The 17,287-nt window shown below is 60.3% G+C and carries 17 protein-coding genes and 1 tRNA gene; 8 read left to right on the top strand and 10 right to left on the bottom strand.

Annotation, left to right across the window (positions count from 1 at the left end):
- Nucleotides 1-88 precede the first annotated feature (88 nt).
- Both NW806_RS00095 and NW806_RS00100 read left to right on the top strand, forming a co-directional pair.
- The gene (locus NW806_RS00095) at nt 89-1,072 is read left to right on the top strand and encodes an acetyl-CoA carboxylase carboxyltransferase subunit alpha (RefSeq protein ID WP_414409559.1); all 984 of its coding nucleotides are present in this window, start codon (nt 89-91) and stop codon (nt 1,070-1,072) included.
- Between the two features lie 148 nt (nt 1,073-1,220).
- Nucleotides 1,221-1,655, top strand: coding sequence for a photosystem I reaction center subunit II PsaD (locus NW806_RS00100; protein WP_414393564.1), 435 nt, complete (start codon nt 1,221-1,223; stop codon nt 1,653-1,655).
- Nucleotides 1,656-1,783: 128 nt separating this feature from the next.
- Here the strand turns inward: NW806_RS00100 and NW806_RS00105 are convergent, their stop codons facing one another.
- Nucleotides 1,784-2,392, bottom strand: coding sequence for a peroxiredoxin (locus NW806_RS00105; RefSeq protein ID WP_414393562.1), 609 nt, complete (start codon nt 2,390-2,392; stop codon nt 1,784-1,786).
- A gap of 117 nt (nt 2,393-2,509) precedes the next feature.
- On the bottom strand, nt 2,510-2,785 hold the full coding sequence (locus tag NW806_RS00110; protein WP_414409560.1) for a DUF1830 domain-containing protein: 276 nt from the start codon (nt 2,783-2,785) through the stop codon (nt 2,510-2,512).
- A gap of 253 nt (nt 2,786-3,038) precedes the next feature.
- Here NW806_RS00110 and glpX point away from each other — a divergent pair, with 253 nt between their 5' ends.
- The 4 genes from glpX (at nt 3,039) to typA (ending at nt 7,822) form a co-directional block, all read left to right on the top strand.
- Nucleotides 3,039-4,082 (top strand): class II fructose-bisphosphatase, encoded by a 1,044-nt coding sequence (gene glpX, locus NW806_RS00115; protein WP_414393558.1) that lies wholly within the window; start codon nt 3,039-3,041, stop codon nt 4,080-4,082.
- A 311-nt stretch (nt 4,083-4,393) separates the two neighbouring features.
- A complete protein-coding gene (locus NW806_RS00120) occupies nt 4,394-5,689 on the top strand; it encodes a glutamyl-tRNA reductase (RefSeq protein WP_414409561.1) in 1,296 nt (431 codons plus the stop codon).
- Between the two features lie 83 nt (nt 5,690-5,772).
- Nucleotides 5,773-5,880 (top strand): photosystem II reaction center protein Ycf12/Psb30, encoded by a 108-nt coding sequence (gene psb30 / locus NW806_RS00125; RefSeq protein WP_099812430.1) that lies wholly within the window; start codon nt 5,773-5,775, stop codon nt 5,878-5,880.
- Between the two features lie 124 nt (nt 5,881-6,004).
- Nucleotides 6,005-7,822, top strand: coding sequence for a translational GTPase TypA (typA, locus tag NW806_RS00130; RefSeq protein WP_414409562.1), 1,818 nt, complete (start codon nt 6,005-6,007; stop codon nt 7,820-7,822).
- Here the strand turns inward: typA and NW806_RS00135 are convergent.
- Genes NW806_RS00135 through NW806_RS00145 form a run of 3 tightly spaced genes read right to left on the bottom strand, consistent with a single transcriptional unit; the run spans nt 7,819 to nt 11,827 of the window.
- Complete coding sequence (locus NW806_RS00135; RefSeq protein WP_414409563.1) at nt 7,819-9,885, bottom strand: M48 family metalloprotease; 2,067 nt, start codon at nt 9,883-9,885, stop codon at nt 7,819-7,821. The two genes, typA and NW806_RS00135, sit on opposite strands and share 4 nt — an antisense overlap.
- A complete protein-coding gene (locus NW806_RS00140; protein ID WP_414409564.1) occupies nt 9,885-11,222 on the bottom strand; it encodes a competence/damage-inducible protein A in 1,338 nt (445 codons plus the stop codon). Before NW806_RS00140 ends, NW806_RS00135 begins: the two co-directional genes overlap by 1 nt.
- Nucleotides 11,223-11,242: 20 nt before the next feature.
- Nucleotides 11,243-11,827 carry an N-acetyltransferase family protein gene (locus NW806_RS00145; protein ID WP_414409565.1) on the bottom strand — a complete coding sequence of 195 codons (585 nt, stop codon included), beginning with the start codon at nt 11,825-11,827 and terminating at the stop codon, nt 11,243-11,245.
- A gap of 147 nt (nt 11,828-11,974) precedes the next feature.
- On the opposite strand from NW806_RS00145, the gene NW806_RS00150 reads away from it, so the two are divergent.
- Nucleotides 11,975-13,057 carry an Mrp/NBP35 family ATP-binding protein gene (locus NW806_RS00150; protein WP_414409566.1) on the top strand — a complete coding sequence of 361 codons (1,083 nt, stop codon included), beginning with the start codon at nt 11,975-11,977 and terminating at the stop codon, nt 13,055-13,057.
- Here the strand turns inward: NW806_RS00150 and NW806_RS00155 are convergent.
- The 4 genes from NW806_RS00155 to NW806_RS00170 all read right to left on the bottom strand — a co-directional run bounded on the left by NW806_RS00155 (nt 13,054) and on the right by NW806_RS00170 (nt 16,094).
- Nucleotides 13,054-13,395, bottom strand: coding sequence for a hypothetical protein (locus NW806_RS00155; RefSeq protein WP_414409567.1), 342 nt, complete (start codon nt 13,393-13,395; stop codon nt 13,054-13,056). The two genes, NW806_RS00150 and NW806_RS00155, sit on opposite strands and share 4 nt — an antisense overlap.
- 45 nt (nt 13,396-13,440) lie before the next feature.
- Nucleotides 13,441-15,270 (bottom strand): BamA/TamA family outer membrane protein, encoded by a 1,830-nt coding sequence (locus NW806_RS00160; protein WP_414409568.1) that lies wholly within the window; start codon nt 15,268-15,270, stop codon nt 13,441-13,443.
- Nucleotides 15,271-15,455: 185 nt separating this feature from the next.
- Nucleotides 15,456-15,797 carry a hypothetical protein gene (locus NW806_RS00165; protein ID WP_414409569.1) on the bottom strand — a complete coding sequence of 114 codons (342 nt, stop codon included), beginning with the start codon at nt 15,795-15,797 and terminating at the stop codon, nt 15,456-15,458.
- Between the two features lie 225 nt (nt 15,798-16,022).
- Nucleotides 16,023-16,094, bottom strand: a tRNA-Gly gene (locus NW806_RS00170).
- A gap of 78 nt (nt 16,095-16,172) precedes the next feature.
- Here NW806_RS00170 and ssuE point away from each other — a divergent pair.
- Nucleotides 16,173-16,718, top strand: coding sequence for an NADPH-dependent FMN reductase (gene ssuE, locus NW806_RS00175; protein WP_414409570.1), 546 nt, complete (start codon nt 16,173-16,175; stop codon nt 16,716-16,718).
- Between the two features lie 18 nt (nt 16,719-16,736).
- On the opposite strand, the gene NW806_RS00180 is transcribed toward ssuE, so the two are convergent.
- The gene (locus NW806_RS00180) at nt 16,737-17,225 is read right to left on the bottom strand and encodes a hypothetical protein (protein ID WP_414409571.1); all 489 of its coding nucleotides are present in this window, start codon (nt 17,223-17,225) and stop codon (nt 16,737-16,739) included.
- Nucleotides 17,226-17,287 lie beyond the last annotated feature (62 nt).

A 17,287-nucleotide genomic window follows, 5' to 3' on the forward strand; every position in this document is an offset into this window, starting at 1 on the left:
CCCTCTAGCCTACCCGATCTGCATGTGAGAAGATCAAAGCCTGACCTCCCCATCTCTGAGCAGACTCCCGAGGTTTAGCCAACACGGTATGAGCAAGTCTAGCGACCGCTTGCTGCTGGAGTTTGAGCAGCCTGTTGCCGCTCTCGAGCAGCGCATCCAGGAGATTCGGGCCTTGGCTGAAGAAAACGACATTGATGCTTCTGAGCAGATTCGCCAACTGGAGGCCAAAGCCGAAGAGCTGCGCCGCGAGATTTTCAGGCAGCTCACACCTGTCGAGCGGCTGCAGGTGGCTCGCCATCCCCGTCGCCCTACCACCTTGGACTATGTGCAGACCATCTGCGACGATTGGTTTGAGCTGCACGGGGATCGCCACGGCCAGGACGATCCGGCCATTGTCGGCGGCCTAGCCAAGCTGGAGGATCAGCCGGTGATGATCCTCGGCCACCAAAAGGGCCGCGACACCAAAGACAACATCCACCGCAACTTCGGCATGCCCAACCCTGCCGGCTACCGCAAAGCCCTGCGGCTCATGGAGCATGCCCACCGCTTTGGTCTGCCCCTTTTGACCTTTATCGACACGCCAGGGGCCTACCCAGGAGTTAAGGCCGAGGCTGAGGGCCAGGGGGAGGCCATTGCCACCAACTTGCGGACGCTGTTTCAGCTGGAGATCCCCATTATCTGTACGGTGATTGGCGAAGGGGGATCCGGGGGTGCCTTGGCCATTGGGGTGGGCAACCGCATCTTGATGTTTGAACACGCTGTCTATTCGGTGATCTCGCCGGAGGGCTGTGCAGCCATTCTTTGGAAAGACGCCAAAAAAGCACCCCAGGCGGCAGCAGCCCTGCGCATTACTGCCCAAGATCTGCTGCAACTGGAGGTCATTGACGAGATCCTGCCAGAGCCAGTGGGAGGTGCCCACCGCGCTCCTTTGGAAGCTGCCCAAACCCTCAAAGAGGCTCTCCTAAGACACCTCAAGGAGCTTTCCAGGCTGAGCGGGCGGGAGTTGCGGGAAGAGCGTTACCAAAAGTTTCGCCGTATGGGAGCTTTTCTGGAGCTGGCTCAGGGGAGCTAATTATCTTCAGCGAAGCTAGCTCTGCTACGAAAAATTACAGTTCCTGGCCGGCTCTGAGGTCAAAGATCAAGTCAGTGGTAGATTCAAAGTGCTGCGCGCTATCCCAAGCGCGGCCCAAACAACGCTAACTACAACGAGAAGGGAGGCTATGGCTGTGATGGAAGGCGATCCCCGGCAGGGCGCTAAGCTCCCCCTCTTCGGGGGATCTACCGGAGGGCTGTTGAGCGCAGCCGAGACCGAAGAGAAATACGTCATCACCTGGACTGGCAAGCCAGGGCAGGTGTTTGAGATGCCCACGGGCGGGGCTGCTGAGATGGTGGAGGGTAAGAACTACCTCACCTTCGCCCGCAAGGAGCAGTGCCTGGCTCTTGGGGCCCAGCTGAGATCTGAATACAAGATCAACGACTACCAGATCTTCCGCATTCCGGCAGGGGGACAGCCGGAGCTGGTGCATCCCAAAGATGGCGTCTTCCCTGAAAAAGTTAACGAGGGTCGCCAGCCCGTCGGCAAGGTAGATCACAGCATCGGCAAAAACCGCGAGCCCGTTACCTACAAGTTCACCGACGGCAAGCCCTGGGACTAATTTGGTTGGCAGCCTTGGTCTTGTCCGATCCCCTGCCAGGCTCAGGGGATCCCTTTTGTCTGTCTGCACCTCTTTAAAAAAGCTCCAGCTCACTTGGAGCCGGAGCCGCAAGGTCTGGCATTCCTGGTCTACTTGGCAACTGCCGCGAAGAACTCCTTGGATTTGACCGGGTCGGGCTTTAGGGTTCTCTGGCCGGGCTGCCAGTTGGCTGGGCAAACTTCATCGGGGTGGGATTGGACATACTGGATAGCCTGCAGGGTGCGCAGGGTCTCATCCACGCTGCGGCCAAAGGCCAGGTTGTTGATGGTGGCGTGCTGAAGGATCCCTTCCTTGTCGATGATAAACAGGCCGCGCAGCGCCACCCCTGTTGCCGGATCCAGGACATTGTAGGCGGCGCTGATCTCTTTCTTCAGGTCGGAGACCAGCGGATACCTCAGCTCGCCCACCCCGCCAGCTTTGCGGTCGGTTTGCATCCAGGCCAGGTGAGAGTACTCGCTATCCACCGAGATGCCGAGGATCTCCGTGTCCAACTTGGCAAACTCGTCGTAGCGATCGCTGAAAGCCGTGATCTCGGTCGGGCAGACAAAGGTAAAGTCCAGGGGGTAAAAGAGCAGCACCACATACTTCTTGCCCCTGTAGTCGGAGAGCCTCACCGTCTTGAATTCCATGTCGTAAACGGCCGTGGCCGAAAAATCGGGAGCTAGCTGCCCCACCCGCAGACATCCTTGCTGAGACATGAGGTCGACCCTCCTTCCGGTAAGGTGCAAATGTAAACTAAAATCAACATACCATACTCATAATGAGTTTGTCTTGCGGGTTAGGCAAGCTAAACCGACCCGACAACCTCTTGTCCCTCACCCATTTACAGCATCTGCCAAGGTATCCAAATGGGGGGGCAGCCAAGGATGGGCTTCTACTTCAGGAAGGGAAGAATCCAGCAGCCAGCGGCAGGGGCGGCGCTCTTCCAAGATGGTAGTGGCGCAGCAGTAGCTATAGACTTCTAGGTAGTCGTCGGGCTCTGCCTCGAAAGTGGCATACTGGCCCGGGAAGAGGGTGCGCTCCCAGTGGCCAGGGATCGTCCGGATTACCTGAACCCGGCCAGAGCGGTTGACATAAACGTATCTTTTCATTGCTGTTTTTTAATTCCCTTAAGAAAAACTTATTGCCTTTAGGACAGGCTATCATCCTTGATCCCCAGCCGACAATAGCCAGCGGCTGGGACGGGGATCGCTCTTTGCGCTTGACTTTTGGCGATTTGTTCTCTCAGGTTATTCAAGGTGGGGATAAAGATCTCGAGAAGAAGCCTGCCCTGGTAAACTGGGAGAGAGTTTGAAGAGATCCTTACTGAAGTTGGCCTTCATCGTTCCGAGAGGGGGGCATACCGTGGACAACAAGTTGGGGCTCGAGATCATCGAAGTGGTGGAACAGGCTGCCATTGCTGCCGCCCGCTGGATGGGCAAGGGGGACAACAAGGCCGCTGACCAAGCAGCCGTAGAAGCCATGCGGGAGAAACTCAACCAGATCCCCATGCGCGGTCGAATCGTCATTGGGGAGGGAACCCGCGACGAGGCCCCCATGCTCTACATCGGGGAGGAAGTGGGGATCTGCACCCGTCCCGACGCCGAGCAGTTCTGTCGCGTGGAAGAGCTAGTGGAGATCGATATTGCTGTGGATCCCTGCGAGGGCACCAACCTGGTAGCCAAAGGCCAGAACGGATCCATGGCGGTGCTGGCCATCTCCGAGAAAGGCGGCCTTCTCAACGCCCCGGACATCTACATGCAAAAACTAGCGGCCCCGCCCCAGGCCAAGGGCAAAGTCCACCTGGACTATCCGCCAGAAAAGAACCTCAAGATCATTGCCGAGAGCCTGGGTCGGGAAGTGGCGGACCTAACGGTAGTGGTCATGGATCGCAAGCGCCACACCGATCTCATCCGCCAAATCCGTGAGGCAGGGGCGCGGGTGAAGCTAATTACCGACGGCGACCTCTCGGCAGCTCTGGCAGTGGCGTTCAGCGGCACAGGTATCCATGCCCTGATGGGGATTGGAGCGGCTCCCGAGGGAGTGATCTCGGCAGCGGCGCTGCGCTGTCTGGGCGCTCACTTCCAAGGGCGGCTCATCTACGATCCCGAAGTGGTGCAGGCGGGCACCTACCTGCCACCGGTAGAAGAGACCCGGCGAGAACTGAAAGAAAAGGGCATTGAGGATCCCGATAAGGTATGGGAGTGTGAGGAGCTAGCCAGCGGCAAAGAGCTGCTCTTTGCGGCCACCGGTATCACCGATGGGGATCTGGTACGGGGAGTGCGCTTCTTCGGGGGTGGAGCGCGTACGGAAACGCTGGTGATTTCTAGCCAATCCCGCACCGTGCGCTTTGTGGACACCATCCACCTGAAGGAGGGCCAGCAGCCCCCCGCCCTGCAACTGCGCTGACGGATCCCCTCCTAGCTCTTCCCAGTGACGAGGGCGGCTTTCCCTGGGGAAGGTCGCCCTTCTGCTTGGGAGAACGTTAAAAAATCTATCAAGGCCGACCCCGAAAAAACGTAATAACTCTTCAGCAAAATCTGGCAAAACCGATCCGATACTGGTCTTAGGGTTTAGGTAGTCTGAGAAAAGTTACCTAAGCTTGCTGCAGCCAAGACAGGTAAGACGCTTTGCTTAGGCTCTGGCCTATTCTTGTTTCGGGCAAGGTTTGCCTTTGTTTAGAGATTTAACAATCAGTGGTCTATAGACGACGGAGAGGCATGTTTATCGCGGTTGTCGGTCTTAGCCATCGCACAGCTCCTGTGGAGATCCGGGAGCGCCTCAGCATTGGGGAGGCGGAGGTGGGAGAGAGGATCCAGCAGCTCCGTGCCCACCCCCACATTGAGGAAGCAGCAATCCTCAGCACCTGTAACCGGCTGGAGGTCTACATCGTTACGCCAGAAACCGAAAGCGGGGTGCGGCAGACGATGCAGTTTTTGGCGGAGGCAAAGGGGATCCCCCTGCCCCAACTGCGTCCCCACCTGTTTACCCTGCTCTACCAAGATGCGGTAACCCACTTGATGCGGGTGGCGGCCGGACTGGAGAGCTTGGTGCTGGGAGAAGGGCAGATCTTGGCGCAAGTGAAAAAGGCTCAACAACTGGGCCAGGCATGCAACGGCACGGATCGCATCCTCAACCGCCTCTTCAAGGCAGCCATCACTGCCGGCAAGCGCGTCCGCGCGGAGACGGGGATCGGCACCGGCGCCATGTCCATTAGCTCGGCAGCCGTGGAGCTGGCCCTGCAAGAGCAGGGATCGCTTTCCCAGGGCAAGGTTACCGTCGTGGGAGCGGGGAGGATGGCCCGCCTCTTGCTGCAGCATCTTCTGGCCAAGGGAGCGGTGGATATTACCCTAGTCAACCGCTCCTTAGAGCGGGCAGAAGCGCTAGCCCAGCAATTTGAGCAACCAATCCAAGTCCTGCCTTGGGAGTCGTTGCTCAACAGCGTGGCGGAGTCCAATCTGGTCTTCACCAGCACCAGCGCCACCCAGCCCATCCTTACCTACGCCCAACTAGTGGAAGTGCTGCAGCCGGATCAGCCGCTGCTGTTGGTGGATATCTCCGTGCCCCGCAACATCGAGCCCGAGGTAGAAAAGCTTAGAGGGGTGCGGCTGTTCAACGTAGATCACCTCTCTCGCGTCGTGGAAGAAAACCGCGCCCAACGGCAAAAGCTGGCCCTGGCTGCCGAGGCCTTGATCGAAGAAGAGGTGGAGCAGTTCATGGAGTGGTGGCGTTCTCTGGAAACAGTGCCCACCATTTCCAGCCTGCGCCACAAGGTGGAGTCTATCCGCGAGCAGGAGATGGAGAAAGCTCTCTCCCGGCTGGGCAAGGACTTTGCCGAGAAGCACCTGGAGGTCATCGACGCCCTCACCCGTGGCATCGTCAACAAAATCCTGCATGACCCTATGGTGCAACTGCGGGCCAAACGGGACATCGAGGCCCGACGGAAGGCGATGCAAATTCTGCAGGAACTCTTTAACCTCGATCCCATGCCCTTTCAGGCCCAGCAGGAGCGCTAGGTTTTAAAGAATTGCAACAGTCCCCTCATCTTCAGGCCACAGCGGACCTTAGGATACACAAGTAGGCTACGGGATTTGGGGCTATGTTCGGGCAATACGAAGTGTTCGTGCAGTTGGCGCTGCTTGCCTTGATTGTCTTGGCAGGGCCGGCGGTCATTTTGGTGCTTTACCTGCGCGGGGCTGATATGTGAGGCAAGGGTTGCCCGGTAGCGCTGGCAGGGCAACTCTCTCTGCGATGTAACACTTCTTTGCGCTAGAGTTGTAGAGGCACCCCCAGGAAAGGCTGGGGGTAAGTTTTTCTACGGATTGAGGGCTATGCCGATCCCTATCCGCAACATTGCCATCATTGCCCACGTTGACCACGGCAAAACCACCCTCGTGGATGCCCTGTTGCGCCAGGCAGGAGCCTTGCGGGCGGAAGGAGACATTCCCGCCTGCGTGCTGGATTGCAACGCCCTAGAGCGGGAGCGGGGCATCACCATCCTGGCAAAGAACACCGCCGTTCGCTATGGCGAAACCCTGATCAACATCGTCGATACTCCCGGCCACGCCGACTTTGGCGGGGAGGTGGAGCGGGTGCTGGGCATGGTGGAAGGCTGTCTGCTGATTGTGGATGCCAACGAGGGCCCGATGCCTCAGACCCGCTTTGTGTTGCGTAAGGCCTTGGAGAAGGGCTTGCGCCCAATCGTGGTGGTCAACAAAATTGATCGGCCTCAGGCCGAGCCCTACAAGGTCATCGACAAAGTGTTGGATCTGTTTCTGGAGCTAGGCGCTGACGAAGACCAGTGCGACTTCCCCTACCTATTTGCCTCGGGACTACGGGGTTTTGCCCTGGAAGAAGCTGACCTCAAAGCTTTCCTTGCAGGCAACTACAGCGGCCCTCTCGACATGAGGCCTCTCTTTGAGGCCATCCTCAAATACGTGCCGCCGCCAGTGGGGGATCCCGCCAAGCCCCTGCAACTGCAAGTCACGACGCTAGAGCACTCGGAATACCTGGGCCGGATTGTGATTGGCAAGATCCACAACGGCACCATTCGGGTTGGGGATCAGTTGGCGGTGGTCAAAGAAGACGGGTCGATTGCCAAGGGCAAGGTAACCAAGCTGTTTGGCTTCCGGGGGTTGGAGCGCATTGAGCTAACAGAAGCCACTGCCGGCAATATTGTGGCGGTGGCGGGGTTTGCCGAGGCCCACATTGGCCACACCCTCACCTCTCCCGAAAACCCCCAGGCCCTGCCGCTGATCAAGGTGGACGAGCCAACGCTGCAGGTGAGGATCTGCGTCAACGACTCTCCCTTTGCCGGCCAGGAGGGCACCTTTGTTACTTCGCGGCAATTGCGGGAGCGCCTGATGCGGGAGCTGGAAACCAACGTGGCGCTACGGGTGGAGGAGACCGAGTCCCCAGATTGCTTTTTGGTGTCGGGGCGAGGCGAACTGCACCTGGGCATTTTGCTGGAAACCATGCGGCGGGAGGGCTACGAGTTCCAGGTTGGCCAGCCGAAGGTGATCTTCCGCGAAGTCAACGGCCAGCCCTACGAGCCCTATGAGCTTTTGGTGTTGGATGTGCCGGAAGCGGCAGTGGGCGCCTGCATCGAACGGCTGGGAGAGCGGCGAGGAGAGATGCAGAACATGAGAGTGGGCGCGGACGGTCGGGCCCAGTTGGAGTTCGTCATCCCGGCGAGGGGGCTCATTGGCTTTCGCAGCGAGTTTGTCCGCATCACCCGCGGCGAAGGGATCATGAGCCATAGCTTTTTGGAGTACCGTCCTCTCACCTCAGGGCTAGAGACTCGCCGCAACGGCGTGCTCATTGCCTTTGAAGAGGGAGTGGCCACCACCTATGCCCTGAAGAATGCGGAGGACCGCGGCGTGTTCTTCATTAAGCCGGGCACCCGCGTTTACAAGGGCATGATTGTGGGTGAGCACAACCGACCCCAGGATCTGGAGCTAAACGTCTGCAAGACCAAACACCTAACCAACCATCGCGCCTCAACGGGAGAAGAGCTAGTGCAGCTACAGGCGCCGGTGGAGATGACTCTGGAGCGAGCCCTGGAATACATTGGTGAGGACGAGCTGGTGGAGGTCACCCCTCAGTCGGTGCGACTGCGCAAGGCCCAGTTGGCGCCCTCTCGCCGCTAGAGGTAAAAGCGTAAGTTGGGGAAATAGAAAGCGCCCCAAAGGCCGAGGAGGACAAACCCCAGGCCAAGGAGCAGCAGCCACAGGCGGGGACGGCTGTGGAGACGAGCTGCTTCTGTTTGGACATAGGCCAAATCCACCCAGGCAGTGTTGCCGCGGCGGAACCAGCCCACCACCTTGACCTGCCGGCCCATGAGGGCGCGGAGGGGCTTTAGGCCGGAAAAGACATTGCCCAGCGGTCCCAGGGGAGAGGTGAAGCGCAGGGGGATCAGGCCGGTGGCATCCTGGAGCTTGAGCTCTGCTCCCAGTTGATAGCCAGTTGGTCCCAATCCCAGCAGCTCGCCTTCCAGCTCCACCGGCTGACTGCGGCAGGGATCCGCGTCCGGATCGGCCAGCAAGCCGAGCACCGCAGTGGGCTGGGGCAACAGAGGTCCTCGGTACATGAGCCCTGCCTTGGCCCACAGGCCCATCCCATAGCCCACCACCGCAGCCGCGGCAATGATCTTGGGATCAAGGCGATCTTGCAGCCCTAAGTAGAGGATTAGCCCCACCAGCCAGCCTATAACCATGCCGACCACCTCGGCAGCGTAGATGGCCAGGTCCACCCAGAAGCGAGCCTTTTGAGGAGCCCCTCCCTCCTTTGTCCTGACTAGGCTCAGCTCCGGCAAAAGGCGCAGCCGCTGCGCGTATTTCCCCAAAACCTGAAAGCGCTGTCCCAGCAGGGGATGGCTGGAATTCAGCTGCATCCAGCGGGCCCAGGGGTTGAGCTGCTCCCAGCGGAAGACCTGGCCGGCTTGGGCGGGATCCCGCAAGCGGACAGCGGCAGTGGCGGCAGCGGTAGTTTTGAAGTCCAGGAAGCTGAAGAGGCGGGTGCAGTGCAACAGCGAGGAGGGGCGGCGGTCGTTTTTGTGAACCTCCTGCAGGCCGGCAGCCGACTTGAGCAGGGCGGCCATTAGCCCGTTGGGGTTGCCCGTGGCCTCGACCGCGAAGTGATCGGCGTGGTAGGTGCCCAGGCGGGAGAGGAAAAACAGGGGGTAGGAAAGCACCGTGTAGATCAGGTAGAGCAGGGGAGCCGCGTGTCCAATGAGATCCCGCCGTTGGCTCCCCAGGTGGCTTACTTGCTCCAGGGCTAGGTAAACCAACTGCAGGGGGGATCCTAGCAGGGTCATGAGCAGGATGTCGCCGTTAACGATCCGCCCCAGGGCCTGGGCGTAGACGGCGGCAATCTCATCAGGAGCAAGCCGCTGCAAGAGGGCCTGGGTGACCACGATGCGGCCGCCATCGGGAAAAGTGCCGTAGACAAAGGCCAGCGGTCCCCCTTCTGGAATCACCCCCAGGCGCGGCAGTTTGAGGTGCTTCTGGGCGCAGAGGCGCTGCAGCAGGCGAGCTGCCTCGGGGCTATGGCGCTCGAGTTCTCCCAGGCTGGCCCAGCGCAACTTGTGCAGCCGCTGGTGCAGGTGATCCAGGAGCCAGGGGGCAAAAAAGAGCAGGCCTACGCCAAAGTTAACCGCCAGGCTGCCAGCCACCAGCCAGCGTAAGCCGTTGCGCAGCCAGGGCAGCAACCCCTGCAAAAACCAAAGCTGCCGTGGAAAACTCAGCCGCCCAAAATCCAGGTGGCTGCCCACCAGCCCAAAACTCAGCCACCAGAGGAAGAGGAGGCCCACAGCCAGGGATCCCCACTTGGCCCATCCTAGAGAACCGGCCTCCGCCGGCAAGGGGATCCTTAAGCCTACTTGACTGGCCCGTTGGCGGCTGGAGGAGGGGGAAGCAGCGGGTTTTTCCGCCGTTTGGGGCAGACGGGACAGGATTTTTTGGGCCCAGTCTCGCGCCTGAGGATCCGGATGCTGCAGCAGTTTTAGACAAAGCGCCCGCGCCTTCTCTGCTTGGCCTAGCTGATGGTAGGCCCGCACCAAATTCATCTGGGCTTCCAGGACTTGCCTACTTGCTGGGATCCCCCCTCCCTGGCCCCCGTGATGAACCTGGGCCAAATAGTCCTCAAGAAGTTGGATAGCTTCTTGAAAGCGGCCCTGCCGTAGGGCCTCCTTGCCCGCCTCCGCGGGAGTCATCAGCCTGCTCCGAGATCTGCCTGCTCCTCTAGCTTAGGCTCTGGGGATCCCCCCGAAAGGGGGTAGCGGAGCAAGCGCCGCCGCAGACAGTCCAGCGCCGCTTGGGCGCTCCACCAGCGCACGCCCTCTCGGCCGCGCAGGCTACCCAAGCGGTACTCCAGCACTTCCACTTCCCCCTCCGGGTCGGCTAAGCCCAGATAGACCAAGCCAACCGGCTTGGCAGCAGTGCCCCCCTCCGGGCCGGCAATGCCAGTAATGCTCAGGGCCCAGTCGGAGCCAAAAACCTGCTTGGCCCCCAGGGCCATCTGGGCAGCTACCGGCTCACTAACTGCTCCATGCTGCTGCAGCGTCTTGGGATCTACCCGCAAAAGCTGCTCCTTGAAGCGGTTGTCGTAGGCAACGATGCCGCCCAGGAAATAGCGCGAGCTGCCCGGGATCCCGGTTACCAACTGCCCCAGTAGCCCGCCGGTGCAGGATTCGGCTACCGCCAGGGTCTGCCGCCGCTGCAGGAGCAGCTCCCCCACCACGCTGGCCAAGGTGGCCTCATCGCTGCCAAAGTAGTCTTCTCCAGAAATCTGCAAAATCTGCTCCACCACTGGAGCAATCAGGGCCTCCGCCGCCTCGCGCGTGGGAGCGCGTCCAGTAACTCGCAGGCGCACCTCCCCTTGGCTGGCGTAGGGAGCGACCGTGGGATTTTCCCCGGCCAGCCAGGGGGCCACCCGCTCGGCCAAGGTCGATTCGGGGATGCCCCAGTAGCGCAGCACGCGGCTGTAGAAGACCTCCTTGCCCCAGCCGAGGGAGCGCAAATAGGGTACAGCCGTCTCCTGCCACATGCGCTGCATCTCCTGCGGCACGCCGGGAAAGGTGAGAACATGCAGGTTGGGGCGGGGCTGCCAAATGAGGCCACAGGCGCTGCCGAGGGGGTTGGGCAGGATGGCGGCTCCCCGGGGCAGAAAGGCCTGCTTGCGGTTGCTAGGCGAGGGCACAAGGCCGCGCTGGCCGTATTTTCGCAGAATCTCCTCCCAGAGCTGGGGGTGCTCCACCATCTCCACTCCAAAAAAGGAAGCCAGCGCCGCATGGGTCAGATCATCCGGGGTTGGCCCCAGGCCTCCTGTGATTAACAGCAGGCTGGAGCGCTGGCAGGCCACCTCCAGGGCCTGGTGGATGCGGGTTTCGTTATCCCCCACCACCGTTTGGTAGTAGTGCGGGATCCCGAGCTTGGCCAGCTCGGCTGCCAGATATTGGGCGTTGGTGTTGGCAATCTCTCCCAAAAGCAACTCGGTGCCAACACAGAGGATTTCGGCCCCTTGGGGGGTGAGGGTTTGGGGTGAACTCATGTTCTGTTTAACCAAGGGCTTCAGCCCGCTGACGCAAACAGCTCAGCCGCAAGTATAGAAGTCTTGGCCTCCCTTGGACTCAGGGATCCGGTAAATTGATCCCCCAGCAGAAGGGAGAGGGGGCGCAGCTGCCTGGGCGAGCGCTTCCAGGTCAGAGCCGCTGAGACGGTGGAGAATCCACTCAGGGTGCTGTTTGGCGCCCAAGCGCCGATAGAACTCCATTGCCGGCTGGTTCCAGTCCAAAACCATCCCATCCACTCCAGCCGCCCGTATCCTTTGGCCACCGCCTCCTGAGCCACCCGTGCCAAGAGCGCCTTGCCAATGCCCCTGCCGCGGAATTCGGGCAGCACAAACAGATCTTCCAGGTAGAGTCCGGGCCGGGTGAGGAAGGTGGAAAAATGACGAAAGTAAAGAGCAAACCCCACCGCTTGCCCCTCCACTTCTGCCAACAACGCCGAGGCAAAGGCTTCGGGGCCAAACAAATGGTGCCGCAATAGATCAGCGGATCCCGTTACCAAGTGGCTCAGCTTCTCGTACTCGGCTAGGGCGCAGATGAGGTTAAACAAAGCGGGCGCATCTTCAGGCCTGGCAGGGCGGATTTCCATACCTTCTAGCCTCACAACTTGAGATACCGGCACGAGAACAGACTACAGCTAGAACTGACCTGGGTCAGCCAGTTGGCCGAGGGCTAGCCGAGAAGAGCTGGAAAAACCGATTAGAGTGAAGAAGATGAAGCAACCTCCTCAGCTCCCATGACGACCTCCACCCTTGATGCTGCTGCTATCCTTGAAGCCTTGCGCCCGGTTCAAGATCCGGAGCTACGCCGCAGCCTGGTGGAACTGAACATGATCCGGGATATCCGCGTCGAGCCGGAGCGGGTGGCCTTTACTCTGGTGCTGACAACGCCAGCCTGCCCCTTGCGGGAGTTCCTCGTCGAGGAGTGCAAGGCTGCTATCCGCCGCCTGGCTCCCGTTGAAACCATCGAGGTTACCGTTACGGCAGAAACCCCCCGCTCGCCCTCTCTGCCCAATCGGCAGCCCATCCCAGGCGTGCGCAACATCATCGCCATCTCCAGCGGCAAGGGAGGGGTGGGCAAAACCTCGGTAGCGGTCAATGTAGCTGTCGCCCTTGCCCAGAGCGGAGCGCAGGTGGGGCTGCTGGATGCGGATATCTACGGCCCCAATGTGCCGCTGATGCTGGGGCTGCAGGATCGGTCTCTGGTGGTGCGCAAACGGGAAGACGGCAGCGAAGAGATCCTTCCCCTAGAAAATTACGGCGTCAAGATGGTGTCGATGGGCCTCCTGGTGGGACGGGATCAGCCAGTAATCTGGCGGGGGCCAATGCTCAACGGCATCATCCGGCAGTTTCTCTACCAGGTGCAGTGGGGCGAGTTGGACTATCTCCTCGTGGACATGCCCCCCGGCACTGGCGATGCCCAGTTGACTTTGGCCCAAGCGGTGCCGCTAGCGGGCGCTGTCATCGTCACCACCCCCCAGTCGGTTGCCCTCCTCGACAGCCGCAAGGGCTTGAACATGTTCCGGCAGCTGGGGGTGCCCATCCTCGGCATTGTGGAGAACATGAGCTACTTCATTCCCCCCGACCTGCCGGATCGCCGGTACGATATCTTTGGCTCGGCAGGGGGAGAGACCACCGCCCGCGAGCTGGGGGTTCCGCTGCTGGGACGGATCCCGTTGGAGATTGCTCTGCGCCAGGGGGGAGATGCGGGCAAGCCTATTGTTGTTGGCCAGCCCGAGTCTGCCTCAGCCCAGGCGCTCCAGCAGATTGCCAAAGCCTTGGCGGGCCGAGTTTCCATGGTAGCTCTCGGGGCCGGCTAGAAGCGCTCGACTTCCACCAGCGACACCCCAAAGCGGCGCCCTGCCAACAGGATCCCTTCCTGGGCCTTGCCGCGCACGGTTACCGTGCTGTTCATAGCTGGCAGCCCCTTGTCCGTGAGGACCCAGAGGGAGCCGCTGTGGTCTTGGATCTCGTACACACCCTGGCCGAACACCCCTATCTGGTTGACCACCCGGCCACGGACGTAGACATTGGCGTAGCGGGAGGGATCCTGCTCAATCTGGGCAATGGGGGTTATGCCAAGGCCAAGCCGTGCCAACTGGCTACACCCACCTAGGGCTAGGCTGAGGCAGAGCAAGAGAACTAAGGAGCCGCGCATGGATTTTTCCCCACAAGTGCTGCTCCCACCATAGCAAGCCTTTAGCTAGAACTTCTCCCCGATGCCAAAGTGCAGTTGAGCCCGGCCGGCCTCTCCTTGCCCAACAGCGTAGTCGATCCGCAGCGGCCCCAGGGGAGATTGGATGCGGATACCAGCCCCCAGCCCTAGGCCACTGCCGGGCTTGTTGCGCACCGCCGCCGGATTGCCGATGACCGCCGCGCCGCTGCCCAGATCGGTGCCGTAGTCGGCAAAAACCACTACCCCCACCGGGTCGAAAAGGGGAAAGCGCAATTCCGCCGTCGCAGTGGCAAAGCTGCGGCCGGAGCCGATGCCGCCCTCAAAAAATCCCCGCACCGAGTTGCCTCCGCCAATAGGGAAAGCGTCGTAGGGAGCCAAGTCGCCAAGGGTAGTACCCGCCCGCACGTCAAAAGCCAGCACTTGGGGCCGCTCGCTGCGCGTTTCAAAGAGCTTGACGGGAATGAACTGACTGTAGCTGGCCTCGAGGCGGTTGGCGTTCAGGCCGTTCTGGAACAGACGTACCGACTGCTCGGTGAAGAGGCGAAAGACGGATCCCTGGCTGGGGGTGTTGAGGTTGTCGCGAGTGTCGTGGATGAGGCCCAACCGCAGGCTGGTATAGCTGTCTTGGCCGCTTGCGCTGAAGGTAATCGGGTTGCCCAGCACATCAAAGCGCTCCTGCTCGCCTTTGCTGTTTCGGGCTTCCACAAATTGGACGCGGGCACCCAAGCTGGCCCGCCAATTCCCTCCAAGGGGGCGCGAGAAGGTGATGCTGCCGCCCAGCCGGTTGATGCGCACAGGATCCCCGTTGGGCAGAGTCAATCCCTCGTTGAAAACAAAGCTGGAGCTCTGCTGGTTGGAGATGTTGACACTGTAGGAGGTGGGGATCTCCAGGGTGGCAATGCGCGGGTCGGTGAAGTTGAGGTCGAACAGAGTTTCGTTGGTGCCCACCTGCACATTGAAGCTGGCCTTTTGGTTGTTGCCGCCCAAGTTTTCTTCCGAGACACTAAGACCGGCAAAGACCCCTGTGGCCGAGCTGACGCCAAGGGTCCCGCTCAAAGTGCCGGTGCGCCGCTCTTCAACATTCACCACCACCACGACTTTGTTGGGATCCCGCCCAGGGTTGAGGCCCACATTCACGTCCTGAAAGAGGTTAAGGTTGAAAACCGCCTGCAGATCTTCCTGGATCTGGTTGCGGTTAAACACATCCCCCGGCTTGGTCTTGAGCTCGCGGGTGATGATGAAGTCGCGGGTTTTGGTGTTGCCCTGCACGCGAATGTCCTCGATCTCCCCTTCAGCAATTTCCAGGGTGAGGGTGCCGTCTTCGGAAGTGCGTACATCAATAACTTTGGCTAGCACGTAGCCTTTGTCGGCGTACCATTGCTCGATCTCCTCCACTGCCGCCTGCAGTTTGCCAAAGTTGAGCACCCGTCCTTCTTGCTCAGCAAAAGCCTTCCGGAGCACCTCCAGATCCAACACTTTTGTCCCTTCTGTGCGCACGGCTTTGAGGACGGGGTTGGGCTTGACCTCAAAGGTAACCCGCACTCCCAAGGGGGTATCGGAGGGCACAGCCCGCACATCGGCAAAGAAACCGGTGGCAAACACGGCGTTGATGTCTTCCCGCAACTGGGATCGAGTGGAGACCTCGCCGGCGCGGGTGCGAATGACTTTGTAAACCTGCTCGATCAACTCTGGGTCATCGGTTCCTTCAACCACCACCTCTGCCACTAAAACTTCTGGCTCGCTGGCAGCGGGGGTAGGGGTGGGGGAGGGTGGGGCGGGCGTGGTGCCACCGGTGTGCAGATCCAGGGTGCCCGGCTGGGGTTGCGCCCAAGCTGCAGTTCCCGCCAGCAGGCTCATCCCCCAAGTGAGCGCGGCAGTAAGCTGGAGCCCGAGTTGCCTGGAACGGTTCCTCATCCCTCACACCCCAAGGAGAAAAAGATTCCGCTCCGCCGTGAACAATTGGCCTGAATTATATCAACTCCCTCCCTAGCGGATCCGAGCCTTGCCGCAGGCCGGATTGCAGACCTTGGTCAGCTTTTTCCTCAGGGCAGGCGCAGGGATCCCTGGCAGCGCTGGCCACAGCTCTGGGACTCGACCTGCTCGGCGGACAGGTTGGCTTGGGAGTTGAGAATTAGAATTGTGATGGCAGCAGGGGGCGTTAAGGGGCTGCTGTGCCAACCCCACCTGCTAGCGAAGTGCTGCGTTGGGGGATTGGGCACGACGAAGACGAGGTTTTGCAGGACATTGCTTTGGAGAGCGGTGGCGCTGTTCTGTTTGCTGTCGAGGAGCACCGTCTGCTGGGCAGAGAAGGTCTGGGCCAGGGCGGTTGGAGCTAGACCTAGGCAGAACAGAGCTGCTACCGCAGGGAAGAGCTTGGCCAGCATCCTCAACGTTCTCCCCATAGCAGTGGGATGCTAGCACCTTAGCTTGTCCCGCCGAAAAGGCTCTCCTCCCTTGCCGCAAAAAAGGCTGCGCCTCAGGGCAAACTTATCCGCCCTAAAAGGCGGACTTTTCATCCTGCTTGCGCCAGCGGGACAGAGTCTTTACCTGAGCAAACACCGCCTCGGACCCAGGGGAGAAGCAAAGGAGTCTGCTCGTTGCTCTCAAGAAGCGGGCGATGAGACTCGAACTCACGACATCCAGCTTGGGAAGCTGGCGTTCTACCGCTGAACTACGCCCGCAGTTAACACTAGACACTATACTAGCACTTTCTGGACGGGATCCCTGGTACAACAGAAGCAGCGTTCTGCCTTTGGCCGATGCCCTCTATCCTTCTGCTCTCCGGTAGCCCTGTTCCTCGAGAGTCTGCTGGCCCACCGCCGCGGTCGGAAGCAATTTTGCACTACGTTGCCGGGATCCTATCCCAGTTGGGGCTAAGCAGCGAGTTTGCTTCGGTGCGGGATTTGCCGGCGGAGGACCTGGTGCGGGTTAACTTTGAGAGCCCTCACCTAAAGCAGATCCAAGAGAAGGTGGCCCAAGCCGCTGGGATCGTCCTCTCGGCTCCTGTGTACAAGGCTTCCTATCCCGGCGTGTTCAAGGCGCTGCTGGACTTACTGGATCAGGATGCCTTTGTTGGCAAAGTGATTCTCCCCATCGCCACTGGCGGAACGCTGGCCCACCTACTGGCCATCGACTTTGCCATGAAGCCAGTGCTGGCTGTGATGGGCGCAACCCACATTTTGAAAGGGATCTACATCCTCAGCTCGCAGATTCAGTTTGAGGCAGACGGCACCCTGCGGCTGGAAGATGAGATTGCCGAACGCCTGCAGGCGGGGATCCAGGCCCTTGCCCAGGCAGTGCAGTAAAGGCCAGTCCCGACCCTCCTAGGAATCGCGCAGCAGCACCGGTTTGCTCACAGCAGTACTTTGTCCCAGCCGGTCGAAGACCCGCAAACTGAGCAGGTACGAGCCGGGCGCTAGATTCGAAGGCGGGCGGAGCCGGAAGCGAGTGGTGCAGGATACCTCGCCAGCAACACAGTTTACCTGGGCTGCCGAGAGGGTTTGCACCTCGATCCCGGACCACGAGAGCTGAAACGCCAGCTCTGCCGGGAGCCGCCCTGGCACTGACACCGCAACCCCCACCTCCAAAAATCCGCTTCGACTGATTACAGAAGGAATGTCGCTGCTAAGGATTAGCGGTGGCAGGGGGGTGCTAGGAGCCAGAGCTGCGCTGCTGCAACCCCCTACGGCTACTCCCAGCAGGGCCAACGTCAGTTGCCAAAGTTTGGATCCCACTGGACTTTCCCCTGAAAATCCCTCTCCCAGTATAGGCGGCAAGCTGGACATCTCTAGCGCCAGTTCTCGAGAACTCAAAAGTTTTTACGCTATATGTGGTGGTTACACTGGATCTTCCCCCACAGCATCTGCTACAGTAG

The sequence above is a fragment of the Synechococcus sp. W65.1 genome (genome assembly GCF_047461615.1).
In the GTDB taxonomy this organism is placed as follows: domain Bacteria; phylum Cyanobacteriota; class Cyanobacteriia; order Thermostichales; family Thermostichaceae; genus Thermostichus.